We start from the raw sequence: 20,112 nt of genomic DNA on the forward strand, positions 1-20,112 counted from the left end.
AGAAAGGAAGCGGTAAACATGGTAGCTATCAGCGTTGATGCTGGCACGTCACTGGTGAAGTCTGTGGCTTTCGCCGACGATGGCACAGAGTTGTTTGCGGCCCGGCGAGCGGTTCCCATCGCACGCCCGCATCCGGGCTGGTCAGAGCAGGATATGCATGCTGTCTGGCAGGCTGTTGAGGAGACTATTCGCGAGGTGGTTCAGCGCGTGGGTCATGAAGTACGCTTTCTCTCCCTTACCGGTCAAGGCGATGGCTGCTGGCTGATCGACAATGACGGAGAGCCGGTTGGTCCGGCAATTCTCTGGAATGACAGTCGAGCAACAGCATTTGTAGAACGGTGGTATCAGGATGGAACGTTGGAGCAGGCTTTTCGCCTCAATGGAAACGTTGTCTTTCCTGGTGCGCAATCGGCTATCTTGCGCTGGCTTTATGAGCATGACCCTCAACGTATCAAACGAGCAAAGATGGCCTTCTATTGCAAGGATTGGCTCGCGCTGAAGCTGACCGGAGTTGCGGGGACTGACGAGTCAGATGCCAGCTTCCCGTTTTTTGCCATTCGTGCTAGAGCGTATGCTCCTGAACTCCTGCACCTCTACGGCGTCGAATGGGCTGAGCGCCTGCTTGCTCCTGTCCTTCCTGGCACAAAGCCCGTTGGCGCATTAAGCAGCACTGCGGCGCAATCATTAGGGCTACGCCCCGACCTTCCCGTTGTTGTTGCTCCCTATGATATTGCGGCTACATCTCTCGGGCTGGGTGCTGTCAAGCCTGGTCAGGCTCTCAGCATTCTTGGCACGACGCTCTGTACAGAGGTTGTCACTGATACCATTGATACCTCTGGCCCTCCCGCTGGATTGCATGTGTGCGCAGGTCTGCCAGGCCGCTGGATACGCGGCTTTGCCTCAATGTGTGGCACTGAGGCGGTCAACTGGCTCTGTCAATTCCTGGGGGACGTGACACCAACTGCTTTAAGCGCGATGGCAGCTACCAGCGAACCGGGTGCTGAGGGCGTCGTCTTTCTGCCATATTTATCTCCTGCCGGCGAACGTGCTCCCTTCCTGAACGCGCATGCTCGTGCCTCGCTCTCTGGCTTCTCGCTTGAACAGACGCGTGAGCATGTTGCTCGTGCAGTACTAGAAGGTCTTTCATTCGTTATTCGTGAATGCCTCGATGCCTCTGCTGTACAGCCGACAGAACTACATGTATGTGGCGGCGGCGCAGCCAGTGATCTCTGGTGCCAGATGATCGCTGATATTACACGTATCCCCGTGCTCGTCTCAAACTCTGCCGAGGTGGGGGCGCAAGGAGCAATGTTCGTCGGGCTGGCTGCTACGGGGGAAGAACAAAGCATTGAGTCTGCCGCTCTCAAATATGCTCACACACGTACATCATATCTCCCCAATACAGCTCTAGCTGAACGCTATGAGACGCTGTACAGGCATTTCCTTGCCGTGCGTGATGCTGCCTCAGAGCTATGGCCTCGTCAAGCAGAGATACGCCGTTATTTGAATGCTTCGGCTTGAAGTAGAAGTGAAAAGATGATAGCCTGAATCACCAATACGATGGGCCTATCCTTACGCTGGCCCTTGTCGTATATATCCTGTAGATTAAGCTCCCACAACACGCGGCTCACAAAAGAAAAGGAGATGGTTGCAATGATGCACTCTTCAAGAAGGTTCGCACTTATTTCTTCGTTTTGCGTAGTGCTGCTGATGCTGATTACCGGATGCGGTGGCAGTAGCAGCGGAAGTTCGTCGTCCACATCGCCAGCAAAGAAGCTTGTGATTGCATTTGTCCCCAAACTCATTAACATTGGTTATTTTAATGCCATGCAAACTGGTGGCAACCAGGCGGCTAAAGATTTAGGCGTGACCTTTGATTATGAAGGGCCGACCACCGCTGATGCAGCCGCACAGGTGCAGATCATCAAGCAGCTCATAGCAAAACATGTCGATGCGATTGCAGTAGCACCTGATGACCCGGCAGTAGTAGGACCGGCACTTCAGCAGGCCGAGGCACAAGGAATCAAGACCTTTACCGCTGATACTGATGCCCCTGGTTCCGTACGCGAGGTCTTTGTCAATCAGGCACTCAGCGACGATATCGGCAACGCCACGATTGATGCGTTAGCCAATGCCATGAACAAAGAGGGCGAATGGGCCATCGATTCATGTGGACCAGCCGCACAAAATTTGAACTCCTGGATCGCTGTTGAGAAGGCCCGCGCGGCGAAAATGTATCCCAATATGAAGTTTGTCACGACGGTCTATTCCGGTGAGGATATCGCCAAATCGGTTGCCGATACCAAAGATTTGATTACCAGCCATCCGGCACTCAAGGGCGTTATCGGCCAGTGTAGCACCTCTGCGCCTGGAACGGCAAAAGCAGTCACTGATCTTGGCAAGATTGGGAAAGTGTTTGCCACAGGGATAGGCGTTCCCAACGATATGCGGGCCTATGTAAAGAACGGCGCGGTCAAGAGCTTTGTCCTCTGGGATCCTACCAAGCTGGGCTACCTCACAGTCTGGGCTGGTATGCAACTTGCACAGGGCAAGAGTTTCTCAGCCACAAATAACGTCCCCAACGTTGGCAACGTCACCTATGACGCCTCCCAGAAAATGCTTGTGCTCGGGCCGCCGATCACTTTTGATCAGAGCAACGTTGATCAGTATCATTTTTAGATCGATATTGAGCGCTCAATAGAGCGGGGCAAGCAGCCTGCCTCTTATCATCCTGGGTACAAGGCCAACGATAGGAGGCAGTGCTGCTTCATCTTTTGTATGATACTCCTGAAAATGCGATTCACGGAATAGGAGCGCGCTACATGTCTACAGAGGCAACCACAGCACCCATCCTGATGATGACAGATATTACGAAAACGTTTGGCGGGGTTCAGGCGCTCAAAAAGGTAAATTTCGACCTGAAGGCCGGGGAGGTTCAAGCCCTGATCGGCCAAAATGGGGCTGGGAAATCCACGCTGATCAAAATTCTCGCCGGGGCTGTCGCTCCCGATGCAGGGAGCATACGATTCGCGAACAAGGAGGTCTCTCTTTCATCGCCATCAGATGCCCTGCACCTGGGGATCGGTACTGTTTATCAAGATCCACTTGTCTACCCCGAGTTGACGGTGACTGAAAATATCTTTATGGGACGCGAATTACGAGATCGCTACGGTAATATTGATATGCAGGTCCAGGTGAAGGAGGTACAGCGCCTCCTCCAGGATCTCGATGTTTCGCCCCAGTTAGCAACCCAGCCTATCGGACATTTAAGCGTTGCATTACGACAACTGGCCCTCATCGCGAAACCGCTCAGCTGGAAACCTGAAGTGATGGTCTTCGATGAACCAACCGCTATTCTGACCCAGCATGAAGCGGAGATTCTCTTCTCGATTATTCGCAGATTGCGCGACCGGGGCATTGGCATTATCTATATCAGCCATAGACTAGAAGAGATCTACTCGCTTGCCGACCGAGTAACAATCCTGAAAGATGGTGAATGTAAAGGCACATGGCCGATCTATCAGATTGAGAAAGAAGATATCGCTCAACACGATAACGGCAGAGGTCCGTCACTTACTGCTGACCAGATGATCGAACTGATGGCAGGCCAATTGCTGCAAGAGAGCGTTACCACACCTGGAGCACGCTCACCAGAACCGTTGTTGACTGTCCGTAATCTCTCCCGCAAAGGCGTATACCATGATATTAGCTTTGAGGTACATCCCGGCGAGATTGTCGGCTTCTTTGGTCTGGTGGGCGCAGGACGTAGTGAAGTGGCGCGTGCAATCTTTGGTGAAGAAGTGGCTGAGGAAGGTGAGATTTTCCTCAATGAAGAGAAGGTATCTATTCGTACACCTCGTGAGGCTCTGAATCGGGGAATAGCCTATTTGCCGGAAGATCGCAAAGGACAGGGCCTTTTTAGTACGCTTTCGGTGAATTACAATACAGTGATAACAGTGATGCAACGCCTGGCAACGCTCAAAACCATTGTGCAGCCGAAGCGTGAGGAGACGCTTACACAACAGTATATCCATGATCTCGCCATCAAGACACCCAACTCGCGCGTTAACGTCGCAAACCTCTCTGGTGGCAATCAGCAGAAGGTTGTGCTTGCCAGGTGGCTGGCGACCCAACCGCGCGTTTTAGTGCTTGACGAGCCAACAGCGGGCGTTGATGTCGCAGCCAAGCAAGAGATCCATAACTTGATCATCGAATTGGCGCGACAAGGGACGGCCATCATGTTGATCTCTTCGGAGCTACAGGAGGTGCTCAAGCTGAGTGATCGTACGATTACGATGCATGAAGGGCATGTGACTGGAGAATTTCCGCGTAACACTCCTGCTCATACGGTACTGGCAGCAGCGATGGAGGGCGGAACAAGCACTACTCGCATGCAAACGACCACAAGCGCGGCTTCAATCTCCTGGCGCGATCGCCTCTCTACTATGCTTGCACACCCGCAAATACGTCCATTGCTGACCAGTCGTGAATTTATTGTCCTGGCCCTGTTGATTGTAGGCAGCATCGTGTTTAATTTCACGCACCCAACCTTTCTGTCATGGAATAATATTCTTTCGATTCTTTCCAATGTAGCGGTCGTGGCCATTATTGCGATAGGGATGACTGCGGTGATTGTAACCGGAGGGATAGATGTTTCAGTTGGCTCCGTGCTGGCTTTGTGTATGCTGATCGCGGCCAAAGTGATAGCCGCTGGCATGGAAAATCTATTAGTGGTACTGTTGGTAACGCTGCTTGTGGGACTGCTCATGGGACTGATCAACGGCTCCCTGGTGGCATTTGGCCGCATCCATCCAATTATTGTGACGTTGGGGACACTCAATATTATCCGCGCGCTGCATATTCAAATCTTAGGCCCACAGTGGCTTACCCCACCATCTGTCGTGCGTCCGCTCTCGCTAGGGACGTTTTTAGGTATTCCGTTTCCATTCTGGTTAGTTGTGGCGCTGATCATTCTGGTCAGCCTGTTCTTACGCCATCGTCCTCTGGGGCGGTATGTGTATGCATTGGGAGGCAACACCGAAGCAGCTCGCCTGGCAGGTATCAATATACGGGGAACCATCATTTTCGTGTATGCTTTGATTGGACTACTGATCGGGCTGGCGGCTGTCATTCAACTAGGATTGAGCGGCACGGTGCAACCAAACGCGGGTACAGGCCTGGAACTTCAGGTCATCGCGGCAACTGTTATCGGTGGCACAAACATCCTCGGGGGACGTGGTACAGTGATTGGCAGTCTGCTAGGAGCGCTGCTTGTAGAAGTTGTTCACAATGCTTTGATTACAATCGGTACGATTGCTTTGCTAGAGGGGTTAGTTATCGGAACGCTAATTATTTTAGCGGTTTCCCTGGACTTTTTGCGCCATAGAAAGGAGGCGTTTGTATGAGAGCCAATATTGCTGGAGGAAGCCTCCCTACAGGCAAAAGAGGGCTGAATCGTACACTCCGTCTTTTTGTGACGGCGCGTAGCGGAATACTGCTGGTACTTTTCCTGCTCCTTTTTAGTTATTTCTCAGCCAGCGTTCCCCACTTTTTCGACGGCTATAATGTCTATCAAGTTGTCCAGAATGGAGTGATTATCGGACTACTGGCTATTGGTGAAGCCATCGTCATTCTTTCCGGCGGAGGTGGTATTGATCTTTCGGTCGGTTCGATGCTAAGCCTATCAGGAATGGTACTAGGAATTTTAAATATCGAGCATGGGGTCAATATCTGGGTCGCGGCGGCGACTGCGATTCTGGCAGGTACATTCCTGGGAGCTATCAATGGTTGGCTGGTCAGCAAGCTACGCATTCCGCCATTAATCGTAACTCTGGCAACGTTCTACGGGTATGCAGCCATTGCACTCCAGGTCACAAACACCAAACCTCTGCCAGATGCAACCCAACCCAATCTGCCACAAGCCTTTCCCCAGGAATTTATCGCTCTTGGCAATGGAAATGTGCAAAATATTAGCTGGCTGTCGTGGATACCAAAAATCGCAGGCCAGGGCATTCCTTTTCAATTTCTCATCATTTTCGTTCCATTGCTCTTGTTAGCTATCTTTATCCTGCACAAAACGCTGGGAGGGCGCTATCTCTACGGCGTCGGTACAAATGCTCTCGCGGCTCGTTTTACAGCTATCGATGTTTGGGCTGTACGCTTCTGGGCATATGTGGCTGCTGGCTTTCTTTCAGGAGTAGGGGCTGTTATACAGACGGCGCTAAATGCCAGCGCCACTCCAGATGTTGGGGCCTCTATGAATTTGCAGGCTATTACTATTGCTGTCCTGGGTGGTGTTAGCATTATGGGTGGTGAAGGAGCCGTTATAGGAGTCGCGCTGGCAACATTAGTCGTCGTGTTTCTTTACAACGGCCTCGGACTGTTACTGGGAGATGCCGCCGGAGTATGGCAACCCGTTGCTCTAGGAGTTTTGCTGATTTGCAGCGTCTTCTTGAATGAACTTATTCGCCGCCGCATCTCAGTTGACTCTTGAGTAGATAGGTGGTAGCACAAACAACTTCTTCGCCTTATTTCTCTCCTCGCAACGCCGGATCTGAAAGCAGACGGTCGGTATCCCAATATTTGAGATACTGGCCGTTTCTACATATGAACCAACAATATCGACAGATTCGTTGCACTAGACAAGATGAGCTGGTAGAATTACCAGGTAAATAATATGTAATCAATATTACCCCTTTTATACTACCTTATAACCATCATGCCATTAGTGTATGGTATAGTGGAGAAATTCGGCGGCGGCAAAAAGCACTGTGGCTATCAAACGAGCAATCTGGTAGGGGCAGTGGTCCTGAAGGGGAAATATCAAGGCCTGCATGTGGGCCGCGTGCAGGCACGAGCCACCAGATATTTTGATCTCACTACCAGTGCTGGCAAGGCATTTCTTTTCAGCATTGTCATCCAGTTGATAGCTATAGTTATATGAAAGGAGAGCAGCATTGCTCCCTGGCATGAATGACCAGGGTTCCATGCTGCGATTTCTATAAGTAATGATTAACGATTCGCTCTTTACAGTCGAGGAGTGGAATATTCGAGAGAAAGAACTCTCTCTTGACACTCTGGCACAAACTGAATCTATTTTCACTCTTTCTAATGGACATATCGGACTCAGGGGAAATCTTGACGAGGGAGATCCACATGGACTTCCCGGCACCTATCTCAATTCTTTCTATGAACTACGCCCTCTCCCTTACGCTGAGGGAGGATATGCCTACCCCGAATCCGGGCAAACTGTCATTAATGTCACTAATGGCAAGCTTATCCGTTTGCTCGTTGATGATGAACCGTTTGATGTTCGCTATGGAAAACTTCTGGAACACGAACGAGAGCTTGACTTGCGCAATGGAGTGCTGCGACGAAGTATTCACTGGACCACCCCAGCAGCACGCACCGTCAAGATCTCATCTGTACGCATGGTATCATTCACACAACGAGCCATTGCAGCTATCTGCTATGAAGTCGAACCAGTGGATGCGCCTGTGCGCATCGTGGTGCAGTCCGAGCTGGTTGCTAATGAGGCACTCCCACCGCAAAGCAAAGATCCCCGCGTGGGTGCGGCCCTCGAATCAGCGCTCGAATGTGAGGAGCATCAAGCACGTGAGGCCAGTGGCATGCTCATCCATCATACCCGCGTCAGCGGACTACGGATGGGAGTAGCAATGGATCATCACATTGAGGGACCGCCAGGAACCACCGTTACATCTGAAAGTTCCCCGGATGTGGTTCGTGTCTCTATCATCGGACGACTGAAGCCAGGCGAGCGACTACGGATCGTCAAATTCATCGCCTACGGCTGGTCAAGCCTGCGTTCACGACCCGCCATCCACGATCAAATTATCGCCGCACTCGCTGCTGCACGACAGACCGGTTGGGAAGGCTTGCTTGCTGAGCAGCGAGCGTATCTGGACGACTACTGGGCCTCAGCCGATGTCGAACTAGAGGGCGATCCTCAGATACAACAGGCGATACGCTTTTCGCTCTTTCACGTCTTACAAGCAGGCGCACGTGCAGAGGGACGCCCTATTCCAGCCAAAGGACTCACAGGTCCAGGCTATGATGGCCATGCATTCTGGGACACGGAGATCTTTGTGCTTCCAGTGTTGATACATACCATACCTGATGCTGCCGCAGATGCGCTTCGCTGGCGTCATCTCATCCTTGATAGAGCGCGAGAGCAGGCTCAGCAACTTCGATTACGTGGAGCAGCCTTTCCCTGGAGAACCATCCGAGGTGCCGAGTGTTCGGGCTACTGGCCAGCGGGGACCGCTGCCTTCCATATTAATGCGGATATTGCCTACGCGGTGGCTTATTACATACAGGCAACTGGCGACATAGACTTTGAGGAGGAAGTGGGGCTTGAACTGCTGATAGAGACGGCCAGATTGTGGTGTTCCCTGGGATATCATCATCCAACGTCCAACCAGTTTCGTATCGACGGCGTCACTGGACCCGACGAGTACAGCGCCATTGCTGACAACAACGTCTACACGAACCTCATGGCTCAGCACAACCTGCGCTGGGCTGCAAATGCAGTACAACGTCATCCCGAAAAAGCCTGTGCTCTCGGTGTAGACGAGCATGAGGCTGCAAACTGGCGCATGGCAGCCAAGAATATGCTCATTCCCTACAATGAGCAGTTGGAAGTAACTCCACAGGACGAATCCTTTATCGACTATCAGGTCTGGGACTTCACACATACGCTGCCACATCAATATCCTTTGCTTCTCCACTTCCCATATTTTGATCTCTATCGTAAACAGGTTGTAAAGCAGGCTGACCTCGTCCTTGCCATGCATTTGCGCGGTGACGCATTTACACTGGAGCAGAAGGCGCGCAACTTTGCATACTACGAACAATTGACTGTACGCGATTCCTCGCTATCAGCTTGTACGCAAGCGGTCATGGCAGCCGAAGTAGGCCAGCTCGAACTGGCATATGATTACCTGGGGGAGGCCGCACTCGTAGACCTGCACGATCTGCATCACAATGTACAGAGTGGACTTCATATGGCTTCGCTGGCAGGAGCCTGGCTCGCAATAGTAGCGGGATTCGGTGGCATGCGTGTGCAAGACAATTCGCTTAGCTTCTCACCCCGGCTACCGGATGCGCTTGAGCGGCTAGCTTTCCGCCTTCTCTTCCAGGGCCGTCGCCTCTATATTGAGGTAACAGCTACAGAGGCGACATACCACTTGCTTGACGGCTTGCCGCTTACAATATGCCATCATGGACAAGAAATCGCTCTGTCTATGGATGAAACAAGCACACATTCCATCCCACAGATCCAGGCTGGATCTCGCCCTAGCCAACCAGAGGGACGTGAACCAGTCAGACGAGGTGTGCGCGTCTAGCTCTCACGGCTTCGTGAGGGGGAATGCACGTTCTATTGCGGTGCTGGTCTCCCTCATGAAGCTTCACGAATCAAAATATACAAAGAATACAACAAACAACAATACAAATGAAGGAAGGTAAGATGACGACCAGGCATCTTGTTGATCCTGAGCTTGCGGCTATTCTTGACCAGATTCCTGCTCAGATATTGACCGCTGAAACCTTGAGGCAGATACGCGCCATGCGTTCCCAGGCATCTACGAACTTGCCTCAATTTTCTGATCTTTCCGTGAGCGAGCACTTCATCCCCGGCCCCGAAGGGGCACCTGATGTACGGGTGCTGGTCCATCTGCCAACCTCAGAGCAGGGACCGCTCCCTGTCCTGCTCTGGATGCATGGTGGCGGGTATATTATGGGTTCCGCTGAAGATCCCACGATCACAAGCATCGTGTCAGCTATCAGGTGTGCTGCCGTTTCAGTAGACTACCGTCTAGCTCCTGAGACACCCCATCCTGGTCCGATCGAGGATTGTTACGCGGCCTTGAAGTGGCTCTTTACTCATGCAGACGAGCTGGGTATCGATCCAAATCGAATTGCGGTTGGCGGCAGCAGTGCAGGAGGAGGGCTGGCAGTTGCATTAGCGCTCCTGGCACGCGACCGGGGAGAATTTCCCTTGATGTTCCAATTCCTGATTGCTCCCATGCTCGATGATCGCACCTGTACACTGGCACAACCGCATCCATACACAGGAGAATTCATCTGGACGCCGGAGGCCAACCGCTTTGGCTGGACCTCTTTGTTGGGCCAGGAACCTGGGGGTTCTGATGTTTCGCCCTATGCTGCGCCAGCACGTGCTGAGCATCTGGAGGGCTTACCCGCCACCTTTATCAACGTGGGTGCTCTCGATCTGTTTCTGGAGGAAGATCTGGAGTATGCCCGCCGCCTGATGCGAGCAGGCGTACCAACGGAGGTGCACGTCTATCCTGGTGCCTATCACGGCTTCCGTATGGTCCCCAACGCCCAGGTGACACAGGCTGCCGCGCGAGATCAGTTGACAGCCTTAAAACGTGCGTTTGATCTATCTCATCGCACAGAGCAGCACCAGCAGACCTACCACTCCTGAATATGTTGGGGAACACTTGCATCATGCGAACGACAAAGGATATACTTTTCGGAGAAGTGTTGGGGAACATCTCCCACCCATTTCTTTGATTATAGGAAGCACGATGGCAAGAACGAGACTGGCTGCGCTGATCTGGTCACAGGCAGATCAACAGTATTTCTGGTGTGACGAGCAAGAACATGGCTTAAAAGATACAGACACAATTAATGTACGCGAAGAGCCGGAAGCGTGGCTCAAGCGACTGGCAGCAACCACTTCGTTCTCTTTTCAAGGACGAGAGGGACACCTCACCTTGCTCAAAGAAGCGCGAGCGCGAGGAGGAGATGGCTACTGGTATGCCTATCGACGCCAGGGAAAACGCACGGCAAAAAAGTACGCAGGGCGGACAGCTGATCTGTCCGCCCCACGCCTGGAACATATGGCCAGAGCGCTCAAATGCTCACCAGAACAGATAAACCAGGTTCCCTCCAACGGAGATACCAGGGAAGCAGGCGATGGAAGGAGTTGGTCTGCAACTGATATGGTTGCGCAGTCTCAAAACAGCATATCCTCTTCAATTCAGGCTCCTTTGCTTATCCCCAAGTTCCATCTCCCCCTTTGCATCCCTCGCTGATCACACGTGAGCGGGGACTCTCTCTGCTTGATCGAGCACTGGAACACAAGCTCACACTGGTATCCTCGCCTGCGGGCTTTGGAAAAACTACGCTGGCACGCCAATGGGTGGCCGAACGGAGCCAACAGTCGCATTTTCCGCCGATTGCCTGGGTCTCTTTGGATGGAGGTGATAACGATCCTGTGCGCTTCTGGCGCTATCTTATAACTGCCTGTCAGGTGTTTCGCGACAGTGTGGCGCGGGAAGCCCTGGCTCTCTTGCAGAGCATATCTCAGCCGCCATTTGAAGCGTCTCTCACTGAAACGGCCATCACGATTTTTCTGAATGGACTGGCGCAATGTGAGCAGGGAGGGATACTGCTGCTGGATGATTACCATGCCATCACATCTCCACGCATTCAGCAAACCATGACCTTTTTCCTCGCTCATCTTCCCGCCAGTATCCACATTATTATTCTCACACGCAGCGATCCACCATTTTCCCTGGCCCAATTGCGTGCCAGCAACGAACTCTATGATGTGCGCACCTCGGATCTGCGCTTTTCGCAGGAGGAGACCTCGGCTTTTTTCCAGCAGACACTGCCAATCCCCCTTGCGCCAGAAATTGTGCGACGCATCAATACCTACCTGGAAGGCTGGGCCGCTGGACTTCGCCTGCTTCTAATCGCTCTTCGGGAGTCTACAACACCACGAGAGATTGAACCGCTTTTAAGCGCCTTCGCGGGCGGTCAGCTTGCGCTACAAGACTATTTCCTCACCGAGGTATTCCATATGCAGTCAGAGTCCTTGCAGCGCTTTTTACTCCAGACCAGCGTGCTTGACCGTTTGACTGGATCGCTCTGCGCGGTAATTACAGGTGAGCGCGACAGCGAGCGCATGCTCGAAACTGTGGCTCACGCAAACCTTTTTCTCGAACCTCTGGGTTGCTCCACATTTGATCAGTCATCAACTCAACAATGGTATCGTTATCACGGGCTTTTTGCGGAAACGATGCGGACTGAGGCGCGACGACGCCTGGGAGAAGAGAGCCTGCGTACGATCTCCGCTCATGCTAGCCGCTGGTATGAGGCACATCATCTCCACGCGGAGGCGATCTCATCCGCTCTCTACGCGCAGGACTACCCGCGTGCGGCAGCCTTAATTGAACGGATACTGCGAGAACCGCAGGCATATTATCAGGCCAATGAATATCACACCTGGCACACCTGGCTGGAACAGCTACCTGATACACTTCTCGCACAGTATCCCGCTCTCTGCCTGGGGTATGCCAGAGCGCTCTTATTCAGAGCAGACTCGTGGCTGTTGACACAAACCACGTTGACTCTACTTGAGAAGCTCTTCCAGATGGCAGAAGAAAGCTATCGTGTGGAGCGCGACCTCCCGCGATTAGGAGAGGTATTTGCATTTCGCTCTCTGGCTGCCTGGAGGCAAGATGATGCTATTCAAGCGGCCTACTACGCTCGGCAAGCGCTCGCCTGGTTAGCAGAAGAACAGCACACCTGGCGCGCTTTGAGCCTGGGTGTCGTGGGAAAAGCTGAACTGCTCTACAATGGACATGTGGATATCAGCCGCAAAGTGCTGGAGGAAGCATATGCGTTGTGTGAGGCAAGTGACCATCGACATCTCAGGCTCAGACGTGCAACGGGCAATATGCTTTCCAGAGCATTTTTTGAACAGGGAGAACTGTACCGTTCCTTCGAGTATTATCAGAGAACGCTTCATAAGGCCCGCGAAGAATACGCCCATAGCGATGACCTGGCTTATGCATTATTTGGTCTGGCGCGCATCTCTTATGAACACAATGAGTTAGAAACGGCCTGGCAGCAAGCGGAAGAGGTGTTGGGCATCGGCCTATCTCTAGAGAAGGAATTTCATGAAGTGCAGGCTACCCTTCTACTGGCTCGTATACAACATGTGCGTGGCGAGACGGCAGCAGCTCGACAACGCCTGGATGCACTCCTTGCCAGGATACCTGCCACTCAGTCAAATCCTACATGGCCGTTAGCCCGCGAAATTCTGACCTTGCGGGCTAATTTGGCGCTGGCAGATGGTGATCTTGTTACTGTGCAGCGCTGGATCACCGCTTTGGATCGCCCTGGTGGGCTACTGTTTCCATTCATGGCCGAGCAAGAAGTGTTGCTCCTTGCTCGCTGGCATCTTGTCCAGGGTAGAAGAGAGACGGCACTTCAGCTTTTGCAAGATCTGCTGCGAGAAGCACAGGCAGCGGGGCGCAGGCGCAGTATCTTTGAGGCTCAGGCACTTCTCGCCCTTGTCTACGCTGCACACGGACAGCAAGAACAGGCCCAGCAAACCCTCCTGACGCTGTTGGCGCACACCTACACTGAGGGGTATCTGCGTCTCTTCCTTGATGAAGGGGAAGCAATGGCGGTTCTCTTGCGCTCCCTCCAGCTTCATAGACACGAGCAGCCTTTCCTGTCCTCCCTTCAAAGCATTATCCGTGCCTTTCCCAGCTCACAAGGCACGCTACCCCCATCTCCCGTCGCTCTCCTCCCCGAACCTTTAAGTTCGCAGGAGCTGCGTGTCCTGCACCTGCTTGTTCCAGGTCGCTCCAACGCCGAGATTGCCCGCGAACTGCTCGTCTCCATCAATACGGTGCGCACTCATATTCAGCACATCTATCGCAAGCTCGATGCCCACAATCGCGCGGAGGCTATCGAGATCGCCCGTCAGCTCCATCTCCTTTCATAATGTTCCTCCGGCATGAATGGCCTGTAGTGATAGGCAAAACAAGATCTTTGTCATTCCGCGTTCCCCAACAATCCTCCGCAATCATGCTGCCAATCATCTCCACGGATGATGCTGATGCTCCCCTGGAAGCTACACTGTTGGACAGACACAGACATGTGCTGCTCATATAAGTAAGCAAAAGGATTTTAAAGGAAGTCACAAATGGAACAGCAAGATAAGATCCATATAACTTCTATTCATTCAAGCTGGAGGTGTTTATCATGATCGTTGTCACTGCTCCCGCAGGCCAGATCGGTCGTCAAGTCCTTAATAACCTGCTCAATAGTGACGAGCCAATCCGCGTGATCGTCCGTGATCCCTCTCGCCTTCCCGCCCACACACGCGAACGCGTCGAGATTGTGCAAGGATCGCACGGCGACCTCGATGTTGTCACCAGAGCGTTCGCAGGTGCCGACGCCGTATTCTGGCTCGTACCCCCGGACCCCCACGCCGAGAGCGTCGAGGCCGCTTACGTGGGCTTCAGCCGACCTGCGTGCGAGGCATTCAAAAACCAGGGAGTGAAGCGAGTGGTCGGCGTCTCGGCCTTTGGTCGTGGGGCGGCAGTGGCCGGGAACGCTGGTTACGTCACTGCATCACTGGCTATGGACGACCTGATCGCAAGTGCGGGGGTCAGTTACCGTGCTCTGGCATTAGCCTCTTTCATGGATAACCTGCTCCGTCAGGTTGAGTCGATCAAGAACCAGGGGCTGTTCTTCGACATCATATCCGGGAGCCTCAAGCAACCGACCTGTGCCACTCGCGACATTGCCACCGTCGCCGCCAGACTGCTGCTCGATCACTCGTGGAGCGGAGTCTCCAGCGTCCCGGTACTCGGTCCCGAGGATCTGTCCTACAACGACATGGCGCGGATCATGTCCGAGGTGCTGGGCAAACAGGTACGCTACCAGCAGACCCCCAGCGAGAGCCTGAAGGCCAGGCTGATCAGCTTCGGGAGGTCCGAAGCTATGGCGCAGGGCATGGTCAATATGTTGATGGCCTACGACCAGGGACTCGCCACCGCAGAGGCACGCACCCCGGAGGGCACCACCCCCACAAGCTTCCGCCAGTGGTGCGAGGAAGTACTCAAACCAGCGGTCCTGGCCTGAATGGGCAAGCACAAGCGAAAGGACTACCAGATGACCGAAGTTGCAACGAACAAAGTACCTCAGCTCTCCAACGATCAGATCAACGACGTGCTACAGCGGTTTGCCGATGGATTCGGGCAACTGCGGCGGTCTCCTGTCATGCACTCGCCCTCAGAGCAGAACCTCGACTACGAGAACGTCACCTTTCCATCCAGCGACGGCGTTCCGCTGGAGGGCTGGTTCATCCCAGCTGCCGGTTCTGATAGACTGATCATCGCTAATCACCCGATGGGTTTCAGCCGGTCTGGGCTACCCACGCAGTTTGAACCCTGGCACTCGGAGTGGGCGTCCAGTGGGAACGGTTTCGAGATCAACTTCATCCCGGACTACAAGATTCTCCATGATGCTGGATACAATGTCCTGGCCTATGACCTGCGCAATCATGGGTTTAGTGGTGCGGCCAACGGCGGCATCGCGTCCGGTGGTATTTTTGAGGCGCGTGATGTCGTTGGCTCATTACAATATATACGTAGCCGCCACGAGACGCGGAACATGACAATTGGCCTCTTCAGCCGCTGCCTGGGTTGCAGTTCCACATTCTCTGCGATGATGCAGTTTCCCGAAGCATTCAACGATGTGCGCTGCCTGGTCGGACCTCAGCCCGTGTCTACGCAGATCATTGCTTCGCGTCGCCTGGCCTTCGCGGGAGTTCCGGCTGACCGCATCGACATCAAGGATCTGGAACAGCGCCTCGTGTTGCGCACAGGTCTCGGGTTCGCCGCCAGAGGCCCGAGGGAGTGGGCAAAACATGTCCGCATCCCTACGTTCCTCTACCAGGTACATGATGACGTGCTGACGCAGTCGAGCGATGTACAGGCCATGTTCGACAACATTCCCATCTCCGAGAAGAAACTTCAGTGGATCTACGGCACTACGGCTCGCTGGGACGGCTACCTTGAGTTTCAACGCCGTCCACAGCCGATGTTGGAATGGTTCGAGCAATACACGTCCTGATCACAGGTCCATTCAGCGGCCCGCCTTGCTTTCACTTGGCGGGCCGCTAAGTGTGCAAAGAATACTATTTAAATATATTAGAGGAAGAACTAAATTATTGTATTTTCAGGTGGCCTGCCCAAAAAAGCAAGTATTGTGGCGTTTTGTGTGCTAAAATAGAGTCGGTATATATCAGCTTACCAGGGGCATTTGGGCTAAAAACGAGAGGGAGTGGCCCATAAATTAGTATTGTTGCATTTTTCTATATATCATATCAGGCGACACAGAAAATCAATCTAGATAATAACTCCCTCATACTCCGAAAGGAATATATTCTATGATGTCTCCCACGCTCGTCTGCGATGCCTGTGGCACGACAAATCAACCACAAGCTGTCTACTGTCGCTCCTGTGGTCATACATTGCAAACCGTTACGCCAAACATCTATCATTCCCAAACTGGGAGACTTCTCGCAAATGTCTTGCTCAAGCAGCGATATCGCATTATTGCCTCTATCGGCAAGGGCGGCATGGGAGCAGTCTATCACGCCGAAGATACACAATTGGGCAACCGCAAGGTTGCGGTAAAAGAAATGAGCCAGAGCAGTCTCTCCCCCCAGGAGCAACAAGCAGCTGCTGATGCTTTTCGGCAGGAGGCGCTGCTTCTTGCACGTCTACAGCATCGTAGTCTGCCAAGTATTTTTGATCACTTTGAAGAGCATGGGCGCTGGTATCTGGTCATGAGTTTTATTGAAGGAGAGACTCTTGCCGACTATCTCCGGCACACACGAAGCGGAAAACTTCTACTAAGCGAAGTCTTGCAGATTGGTATGGAGTTGTGTACCGTCCTCAGTTACTTGCATACTCAACAGCCTGCCATTATTTTCCGCGATCTCAAACCCTCCAACATCATGCGCACATCAGATGGACATATCTATTTGATCGACTTTGGCATTGCACGTCACTTCAAGCCCGGACAGGCCAAAGATACGGCATATTATGGCTCAATGGGCTATGCACCCCCGGAGCAATATGGCAAAGCACAAACAACACCTCGTTCGGATATTTATAGTTTGGGAGCAGTATTGTATCAATTGCTCTCAGGGCACAATCCATCTACAACCCCTTTCCGCTTTCCACCATTACAATCGTACGTTTCAACGGTTCCTGTTGATTTAGCAACATTCATCACGAGCATGCTTGAACTGGATGAAAACAAAAGACCAATGAGCATGCTCATCGTCAACCAAAAACTTCAAAGCCTGGCAACCTCTCCTCATGCAGCTCCATATCCACAACCTCCCTTGCATGTGGGTAATTCAACGACTCTTCCAGTATTTCTTCCTCCTCTTCGCTCAAACAGACCATCATATCAATTTCTACTGTTGATAGCTGTATTATTTGTTATTCTAGGAGGAAGTGGTTTTATTTACCTCACCTTTTCTCACCAAACGTTGTCAGGCAATTATCCAGATCAGATACCCTTGCATATCACTTCTACAAGTAATACATCACAGCTTTACCCAACGTTATCGACTTCCTACCCACATTTAGCTCCTACATATAAAGGTTCTATACACAATACAACTGTTAGCACTACAGCAACACTTACACTTACCTCCATAGTCCAAAACGAGCAGGTCATCAGCGGCAAAGTAGCTATTGGCCCCGGACTCACTGGGTCTGGCCCTTTTACAGGGACAGTCATGACGGACGGAAGTATCACTTTCACGGACATTCCTGATGAGTCTCCTGCTAACACAATCACTTTCATAGGTTCATTGCAGGTAAATGGCACTCTTGGTGGCATATACACAACCAGTGATTATCAGCAAGGTACGTGGCAGACAACTTCCTCATAAAAAAGGCAAACACCGATGAGCGTCATCGATCCTTTTATTCTTCGGCTTGTGCGACAAGATTGGTCCTGACAAACTGTGCGGCCTCGCCAGAAAGGTGGCCAATGTAGCCCCAACTTCTTAGCTTACCTTCTAGCTTTTCCTCCCTCATCGCGAGTTCTAGCCGGGTGATCGAACAGTTACGAAGGACTATCTGTGTTATTTCTTCTATATCAACATCTTGACATATATCCCTCAGCGGGATCGTGAAGATTCCTGCATGACCGACAATAATGATGTTTTTTCCTGCCTTGTTCGCTAGAACCTGGCATAATCCAGTATGCATTCTTTGTAAGAGAGTAAGATAATTCTCGCCTTCGGGAAAAGTGACCTCGTGCCGACCAAAGAACCACTCCGCAACAATCCGATCATGCAATTCCCAGCTCTCTATTGAGGGTGGCAGCCGTTCCAATGCGCCAACATTCACCTCGCGAAACTCCTCTATTACAGATATCTCTGTGAGACCGAGAGTTTCCGCAATGATTTGCGCTGTTTCCCTGGTTCTCTTCAGCGGTGAGGTATGGATTTCGTGGATATTCTTATCTCTAAAGTACTCTGCTGTCTGTTGGGCTTGCAAGCGACCTTTGAGGGTGAGCGAATAATCAACAAGTTTGTAAGAAAATTCGTTGTTCAGGTTGGCCGGATTTTCGCCATGTCGTACTAAGTAAATAGTATTCATATCTTGCGTGTTCATTATCCCCTATACTAACTGTATCTACTTTCTGTACTCTAATTATAGTGCTAAATTGCTAAGCTAATATCAATAATATGTTAAGGGGGTGTGATATAAGGTAGGTGAGCAAGAGAAAAGCGTATGTTGAGCGTCTGTAAGGATCAATACACACTCATACAAAACCTTCAAGTGCTTTTAGAGCCTTCTCCAAATTTTTTTACCTGCTCTTTACTATGTACTTCAGGAATTGGAACTTGAACATAGCACCATCAGTATCCATCACAAACGCTACATGCTGTCTGAGCCTCCAGTTGGGCATGAGTGTAGTACAGTAGAGATGTGATCAAAGTACAATAATCAGGAAAGGACCAATCTTCATGAATGAATCTGAGATCAGCCAGTATATCACCGAGACATTCGAAGGTGTGGATGTCATGATTGCTTCAGGCGACAGTTTCTTCTTCTACAACCCGGATGGGAACGTACCGCCGGATCACAGGTTTATGTTTGCGACGATTGTGACAAGCGATATCAATGACCAATTCTCCGATCTCAACCGCCCATCGGTCTTTCGCTTGAACATCGGCATCAGCAAGCAGACGTTTCGCTCTCTCTTCGGCGAACGCGCACTTCCCTCTGACAAAAACAGCACACCTAAAAGTGACGATACTTCCAGCAGTGATTACGACTTCACAGCCCTGAATCAGGTGATGCCCCACCCTGTGTACGGCCGGATGTATTGGACTTGTATACTCAACCCCAGCGATGAGATGTTTAAAACAACTGTTCAGACTCTCCTTGCTGAGGCGTATAACATGGCGGTAAGCAAGTACAGGAGACTGGCGGCACGGAGCTAACCCCCACATGGGGAAGATAAAATCCGGGCATTTTGCTCGATTCGCTGCGCATTTCTTTTCCAGCAACGAGACCCTGTAGGCGAAGTTTTGATACACTGGCGGGTGACGCTTGCTCAGAAAAGCGAGCAGATCGCCCGCCGATTGATTCTGATTCCACTCACAGGCTTTACATGCTCAAAGTATGGTTCTGTTCTCTCGTAGTTTTCAGGGTACAAGACGCAGGAGGGTCTTGAGAGCCTCAATATCGAGATAGTACTGAAGTTGAGCAATTTGCCAGACAAAGGCTTCTACGCTAATGCGCGGCTCCTGCATCGCATCAAAGACATCTTCCTCACGTGAAGGATCACGTAATTGAGAAAGCATAATGACAGAAGATGTCGGAGGAGCATATTGCTTGAGATGATCTCGCTGTTTCTTCGTCATAGTAATGACGAGATCTGCACTGTGCAGGTCTGGAATGGTAAACGCGTGTGCCTGATGCTGCCGAATGTGTGGAATAATGAAATCGAGTCCTGTCCTCTGAAGTGCCTGGATGAACTCGATCACCCCAGCAGGGTAATACGACATATTGGGAAGTCCTTCTACGACCTTCACTCCTCCCGAACGAACCTCAATCGGTAAAGAGGCTCTGCTAATATGCTCTAGCAGCAGGTGTTCGAGGAGAAAACTGCGGTTGACATTAGCTCTACATCCAACATAAACCTGTTTTCGCTTTGCTGGCATCGTTCGTTTTCCTTCTTGTTTCCCTTCAAGGAGCTAGTTGAGTAGCCTGGAGGTCC

General features: G+C 51.7%; 15 protein-coding genes. 12 read left to right on the forward strand and 3 right to left on the reverse strand.

The window, feature by feature from the left end; translation table 11 throughout:
- The first annotated feature begins 18 nt into the window (after positions 1 to 18).
- The 4 genes from K3T83_RS03470 (at position 19) to K3T83_RS03485 (ending at position 6,493) form a co-directional block, all read left to right on the forward strand.
- The gene (locus K3T83_RS03470) at positions 19 to 1,521 is read left to right on the forward strand and encodes an FGGY-family carbohydrate kinase (RefSeq protein ID WP_220201583.1); all 1,503 of its coding nucleotides are present in this window, start codon (positions 19 to 21) and stop codon (positions 1,519 to 1,521) included.
- 132 nt (positions 1,522 to 1,653) lie between these two features.
- Entirely contained in the window at positions 1,654 to 2,679 is a 1,026-nt protein-coding gene (locus K3T83_RS03475; protein ID WP_220201584.1) for an autoinducer 2 ABC transporter substrate-binding protein, read from the forward strand.
- A 143-nt stretch (positions 2,680 to 2,822) separates the two neighbouring features.
- Entirely contained in the window at positions 2,823 to 5,405 is a 2,583-nt protein-coding gene (locus tag K3T83_RS03480) for an ATP-binding cassette domain-containing protein (protein ID WP_220201585.1), read from the forward strand.
- Entirely contained in the window at positions 5,402 to 6,493 is a 1,092-nt protein-coding gene (locus K3T83_RS03485) for an ABC transporter permease (protein WP_220201586.1), read from the forward strand. Before K3T83_RS03480 ends, K3T83_RS03485 begins: the two co-directional genes overlap by 4 nt.
- Before the next feature lie 231 nt (positions 6,494 to 6,724).
- Here K3T83_RS03485 and K3T83_RS03490 read toward each other — a convergent pair whose 3' ends face one another.
- A complete protein-coding gene (locus K3T83_RS03490) occupies positions 6,725 to 6,988 on the reverse strand; it encodes a hypothetical protein (RefSeq protein ID WP_220201587.1) in 264 nt (87 codons plus the stop codon).
- A 19-nt stretch (positions 6,989 to 7,007) separates the two neighbouring features.
- On the opposite strand from K3T83_RS03490, the gene K3T83_RS03495 reads away from it, so the two are divergent.
- From K3T83_RS03495 to K3T83_RS03525, 7 genes are all read left to right on the forward strand, one after another.
- Entirely contained in the window at positions 7,008 to 9,365 is a 2,358-nt protein-coding gene (locus tag K3T83_RS03495) for a glycoside hydrolase family 65 protein (RefSeq protein WP_220201588.1), read from the forward strand.
- A gap of 122 nt (positions 9,366 to 9,487) precedes the next feature.
- Entirely contained in the window at positions 9,488 to 10,468 is a 981-nt protein-coding gene (locus K3T83_RS03500; protein ID WP_220201589.1) for an alpha/beta hydrolase, read from the forward strand.
- Between the two features lie 103 nt (positions 10,469 to 10,571).
- Positions 10,572 to 11,081, forward strand: coding sequence for a DUF6788 family protein (locus K3T83_RS03505; RefSeq protein ID WP_220201590.1), 510 nt, complete (start codon positions 10,572 to 10,574; stop codon positions 11,079 to 11,081).
- Positions 11,066 to 13,789, forward strand: coding sequence for a winged helix-turn-helix domain-containing protein (locus tag K3T83_RS03510; protein WP_220201591.1), 2,724 nt, complete (start codon positions 11,066 to 11,068; stop codon positions 13,787 to 13,789). The genes K3T83_RS03505 and K3T83_RS03510 overlap by 16 nt, the downstream gene beginning before the upstream one ends.
- 260 nt (positions 13,790 to 14,049) lie before the next feature.
- Positions 14,050 to 14,934 (forward strand): NAD(P)H-binding protein, encoded by an 885-nt coding sequence (locus K3T83_RS03515; protein WP_220201592.1) that lies wholly within the window; start codon positions 14,050 to 14,052, stop codon positions 14,932 to 14,934.
- A 30-nt stretch (positions 14,935 to 14,964) separates the two neighbouring features.
- Positions 14,965 to 15,927 carry an alpha/beta hydrolase gene (locus tag K3T83_RS03520; RefSeq protein ID WP_220201593.1) on the forward strand — a complete coding sequence of 321 codons (963 nt, stop codon included), beginning with the start codon at positions 14,965 to 14,967 and terminating at the stop codon, positions 15,925 to 15,927.
- A 316-nt stretch (positions 15,928 to 16,243) separates the two neighbouring features.
- Positions 16,244 to 17,767 carry a serine/threonine protein kinase gene (locus K3T83_RS03525; RefSeq protein WP_220201594.1) on the forward strand — a complete coding sequence of 508 codons (1,524 nt, stop codon included), beginning with the start codon at positions 16,244 to 16,246 and terminating at the stop codon, positions 17,765 to 17,767.
- A 34-nt stretch (positions 17,768 to 17,801) separates the two neighbouring features.
- Here K3T83_RS03525 and K3T83_RS03530 read toward each other — a convergent pair whose 3' ends face one another.
- Complete coding sequence (locus K3T83_RS03530; RefSeq protein WP_220201595.1) at positions 17,802 to 18,497, reverse strand: histidine phosphatase family protein; 696 nt, start codon at positions 18,495 to 18,497, stop codon at positions 17,802 to 17,804.
- A gap of 356 nt (positions 18,498 to 18,853) precedes the next feature.
- Between K3T83_RS03530 and K3T83_RS03535 the strand changes: the two genes are divergently transcribed.
- The gene (locus K3T83_RS03535; RefSeq protein WP_220201596.1) at positions 18,854 to 19,333 is read left to right on the forward strand and encodes a DUF6194 family protein; all 480 of its coding nucleotides are present in this window, start codon (positions 18,854 to 18,856) and stop codon (positions 19,331 to 19,333) included.
- Positions 19,334 to 19,537: 204 nt separating this feature from the next.
- Here the strand turns inward: K3T83_RS03535 and K3T83_RS03540 are convergent, their stop codons facing one another.
- Positions 19,538 to 20,056 (reverse strand): arsenate reductase/protein-tyrosine-phosphatase family protein, encoded by a 519-nt coding sequence (locus K3T83_RS03540; RefSeq protein WP_220201597.1) that lies wholly within the window; start codon positions 20,054 to 20,056, stop codon positions 19,538 to 19,540.
- Between the last annotated feature and the right edge of the window lie 56 nt (positions 20,057 to 20,112).

Source organism: Reticulibacter mediterranei (assembly GCF_016587455.1).

Excerpts from the sequence above, each read along its gene's own strand:
- K3T83_RS03505 (WP_220201590.1), top strand. The coding sequence starts at position 10,572 with ATGGCAAGAACGAGACTGGCTGCGCTGATCTGGTCACAGGCAGATCAA.
- K3T83_RS03485 (WP_220201586.1), top strand. The coding sequence starts at position 5,402 with ATGAGAGCCAATATTGCTGGAGGAAGCCTCCCTACAGGCAAAAGAGGG.
- K3T83_RS03470 (WP_220201583.1), top strand. The coding sequence starts at position 19 with ATGGTAGCTATCAGCGTTGATGCTGGCACGTCACTGGTGAAGTCTGTG.
- K3T83_RS03530 (WP_220201595.1), bottom strand. The coding sequence starts at position 18,497 with ATGAACACGCAAGATATGAATACTATTTACTTAGTACGACATGGCGAA.
- K3T83_RS03475 (WP_220201584.1), top strand. The coding sequence starts at position 1,654 with ATGATGCACTCTTCAAGAAGGTTCGCACTTATTTCTTCGTTTTGCGTA.
- K3T83_RS03515 (WP_220201592.1), top strand. The coding sequence starts at position 14,050 with ATGATCGTTGTCACTGCTCCCGCAGGCCAGATCGGTCGTCAAGTCCTT.
- K3T83_RS03495 (WP_220201588.1), top strand. The coding sequence starts at position 7,008 with ATGATTAACGATTCGCTCTTTACAGTCGAGGAGTGGAATATTCGAGAG.
- K3T83_RS03480 (WP_220201585.1), top strand. The coding sequence starts at position 2,823 with ATGTCTACAGAGGCAACCACAGCACCCATCCTGATGATGACAGATATT.
- K3T83_RS03535 (WP_220201596.1), top strand. The coding sequence starts at position 18,854 with ATGAATGAATCTGAGATCAGCCAGTATATCACCGAGACATTCGAAGGT.
- K3T83_RS03500 (WP_220201589.1), top strand. The coding sequence starts at position 9,488 with ATGACGACCAGGCATCTTGTTGATCCTGAGCTTGCGGCTATTCTTGAC.
- K3T83_RS03490 (WP_220201587.1), bottom strand. The coding sequence starts at position 6,988 with ATGGAACCCTGGTCATTCATGCCAGGGAGCAATGCTGCTCTCCTTTCA.
- K3T83_RS03520 (WP_220201593.1), top strand. The coding sequence starts at position 14,965 with ATGACCGAAGTTGCAACGAACAAAGTACCTCAGCTCTCCAACGATCAG.
- K3T83_RS03540 (WP_220201597.1), bottom strand. The coding sequence starts at position 20,056 with ATGCCAGCAAAGCGAAAACAGGTTTATGTTGGATGTAGAGCTAATGTC.
- K3T83_RS03525 (WP_220201594.1), top strand. The coding sequence starts at position 16,244 with ATGATGTCTCCCACGCTCGTCTGCGATGCCTGTGGCACGACAAATCAA.